The sequence below is a fragment of the Psychrobacter sp. Arc9 genome (assembly GCF_041431295.1).
Classification (GTDB): Bacteria; Pseudomonadota; Gammaproteobacteria; order Pseudomonadales; family Moraxellaceae; genus Psychrobacter.
Map to the genome: position 1 here is coordinate 1 of NZ_JASMRK010000003.1, position 3,709 is coordinate 3,709.

Consider the following 3,709-nt stretch of genomic DNA (forward strand, 5'->3'; position numbering starts at 1 on the left):
TTCAGGGGTATAATTTCGTGTTTTCATTGTCATATTCTCTCAGAAAATTGAGTCTCCGACAATCCCGGGGCGGTTCATTTTGAGCGTTGGAAAAATGCAATTGTGGCACGCCCTAGTTTTAAACAAGCAGTGACTGATTGGCTGCAGTAAAAATGAGTGACGACAGCGGTAAGACTATAATAAAATGCAATTATGACAGTAAGATCTAATCTTAATAACATCGTCTAATAAAACTAAAATTCGTATACTTGCATAGATCTTACTTCTTTATAAAAGAGTATTTCAAACCAAAAAAACCACCCTAACTTGAATAGTGAGGGTGGTTTTTTTATTTGTGCATCGATATATATTTGTGAGGTCTGTATCGCTATAGAAGAGAAATGAATTATTTTCAAACAATCTGAAGCCGCAATAGCTAAAAGACGGGTGGGAGCTAAGGTATTAAAAAATAAGCTATTAATTTTTGATTTCACCATAATTAGCCTAGTAAAACGTGATGAATGGTTGAAAACAAGTTATGAGCAGCTAACTGAGCTTTGTTAGTTTGTTATACTATAGAAAGTATAGAACTAAAGTTCCTTAATTACAGATTTATAAGAATAAATGGAATTAATAAGCTTTTGATTAACATATGCTTTCGCTGCCAATAAAGTATCAACAACCAAATAATACAAGAAGTCAGGATAAAACTATGGATAAGTTATTTAATAAAAATATGATTGCTATCATTTTGCCAATAGCTTTATTTGGCTTATCTTCTTGTGCTGTGACTGGTGTTGATAATAGTGGTGACAGTCGCCGTATCGATGGTGTGATGTGGAACAAACAAGTAGACGCTAACACTGACAGTCTATTAGCAAAAAAAGCACCTACCGATCAAACGAGACTGGTATTTGTTAGAAGTAATGACAGTTACTCTGAGCAAACTAGTGCCAATATCGCTATAAACAATAGATTTCAGGTGAGCTTGCAACAAGGCAACTATACGGTAGTGAATTCTTGTATAGGTACTAATCAGCTAAGTGCTCATGCAACAGGATTTAAGAACAATGATTTACTTGCAAACAAAAAAGACTTTGAGCTTGCTGGTGGTCAGACTTACTTTTTTTATGTCGATATGGCAGAAACAGGGCAAAGCAACCTGAAACAGGTTACTGCTGAAAGTGCTATGCAATTGCTAAAAAACAAACGTTATCAGTCTCATCAAATTAGCCGCGTAATTCCTAATTGTCCCACGCCTGTTGTACTCAAACCGCAAGCGATACCAATGGTAATTCCTGTCAATATCCCAGCGCCTGTCTTAGCAGAAAAAGTAACGATTGATCTTGAAGTGTTATTTGAGACAGACAAAGCCATAGTGCGACAAGACTATTATTCAAAAATAGTTGAGTTAGCAGAGTTTTTGACTCAGTACCCCAATACGGTTGCCACCATTGAGGGACACACTGATAGTCGTGGTAGCGATGACTATAATCAGGACTTGTCACAGCGCCGAGTCAATGCAGTGCAAGAAGTATTGATTGAAAACTTTAATATTCCAGCAGAACGTGTAAATGCCATTGGTTATGGAGAACTGCAACCAAGAGCCAGTAACGATAGTGCCGAAGGTCGACAACTCAACCGCCGTGTCATAGCGATAGTTGAAGAACGCTTGACTACTAAGTAAGCCCTAAAAAATGAGTACTAGCTTAGATCTAAGCGGTTGTCGCTAGTGACTATTATGAATACATAAATCTCTTAAAAGAAATTTTTGATTTAGAAAAATAAAAGGTAAATCGACTATGAATACTATCGTTGTCAAAACCAATAATGCCACTCAAACTGTCAGCCAAGTACAAATCATCACCAAGGACGGAGTACCAACTGTTATTGCTGCTGAGGGACAAGTGAACTATGAGTTTCATGATACTTCCATTGGTTATGCGCCTAATCATATTGTTACTAAGCGTATTAAAAACGACTTGCATGTCTCTTTTGAAAAAGAGGGACAAGATAGCGATCTTATTATTGAAGGTTTTTATAACGATTCAGATAGTGCTTTAGTCGGTATTGCTGAAGATGGCGAGTACTATTACTACATACCAGATACAGGTGAGACGTACGATTATGTCACGCAGTTAGAGATGGGCGACGTTGAAGGGCAAGCTCTTGGTGGGCAGGATTATATAGCCGCTGCTATTCCTTGGTGGATACCTGTAGCAGCTGGATTAGGCTTAGCAGGTATAGTTGCGGCGGTAGGTGGGAAAGGGGATGACAATATCAATGATGTGAATGATGCGCCTGTGGCAACCGATGGCGCTATTAGCACCCCAGAAGGTACAGCTATCGCCGTCCCGCTGATTGCCAGTGACATCGATGGCGTGGTGGCGAGTATCACCCTCACCACTTTGCCAGATGCTGCCCAAGGCGTCCTAAGTTATACCAATGCAGCAGGGGACAGTGTGCCTGTCGTCGCGGATACCCCGCTGAGTGCTGCTGAAGCGGCCACCGTCCTCTTTACCCCAACTGAGAATTTCAATGGTGCGGTAGAGGCCATTGACTTTATCGCCACAGACGATGATGGTCTAGACTCGGCGCCTGCCACGGTGACGTTAACGGTTACTGACGTGAATACGCCGCCAACGGCTACCGATCAGAGTCTGAGCACTGATGAAGACACGGCAGTGCCGGTAGTGCTAATCGGCGATGATATTGATGGTGTGGTTGCCAGTGTCACCGTATTGCAAGTACCGCCTGCCAATCAAGGTGTGCTGAGCTATGAAGATAATGGACAAACGGTTGAATTCACGCCAGGTACCGTATTAACCGCTGACCAAATCACCAGTGTTATGTTCACTCCTGCGCCGAACTTCAACGGACGAGTCAGCAACATCCAATTCAGCACCACCGACGATGATGGTGCCGTATCAGCGCCAGCCACCGTTGAGATTACAGTCAATGATGTGAATGATGCGCCTGTGGCAACCGATGGCGCTATTAGCACCCCAGAAGGTACAGCTATCGCCGTCCCGCTGATTGCCAGTGACATCGATGGCGTGGTGGCGAGTATCACCCTCACCACTTTGCCAGATGCTGCCCAAGGCGTCCTAAGTTATACCAATGCAGCAGGGGACAGTGTGCCTGTCGTCGCGGATACCCCGCTGAGTGCTGCTGAAGCGGCCACCGTCCTCTTTACCCCAACTGAGAATTTCAATGGTGCGGTAGAGGCCATTGACTTTATCGCCACAGACGATGATGGTCTAGACTCGGCGCCTGCCACGGTGACGTTAACGGTTACTGACGTGAATACGCCGCCAACGGCTACCGATCAGAGTCTGAGCACTGATGAAGACACGGCAGTGCCGGTAGTGCTAATCGGCGATGATATTGATGGTGTGGTTGCCAGTGTCACCGTATTGCAAGTACCGCCTGCCAATCAAGGTGTGCTGAGTTATACCCGTGCAGGTGGGCAAGTGGTTGAGCTTACCCCAAATACCACCCTAAGTGCAGCGGAAGCTGAGACGGTCACCTTTACCCCAGCACCTAATTTCAATGGTGCGGTTAGTGATATCCAATTCACCACTACCGACGATGATGGTGCCGTATCAGCGCCTGCCACCGTTGAGATTACAGTCAATGATGTGAATGATGCGCCTGTGGCAACCGATGGCGCTATTAGCACCCCAGAAGGTACAGCTATCGCCGTCCCGCTGATTGCCAGTGACATCGA

Annotated in this window: 2 protein-coding genes; both read left to right on the forward strand. The window is 44.4% G+C overall.

All coding sequences use genetic code 11. The annotated features are described in order from the left end of the window. Positions 1-691 precede the first annotated feature (691 nt). On the forward strand, positions 692-1,666 hold the full coding sequence (locus tag QO187_RS02405) for an OmpA family protein (RefSeq protein WP_371546983.1): 975 nt from the start codon (positions 692-694) through the stop codon (positions 1,664-1,666). Positions 1,667-1,781: 115 nt separating this feature from the next. Beyond that, a partial coding sequence (locus QO187_RS02410) for a tandem-95 repeat protein (RefSeq protein WP_371546986.1) occupies positions 1,782-3,709 on the forward strand: 1,928 nt, incomplete at its 3' end.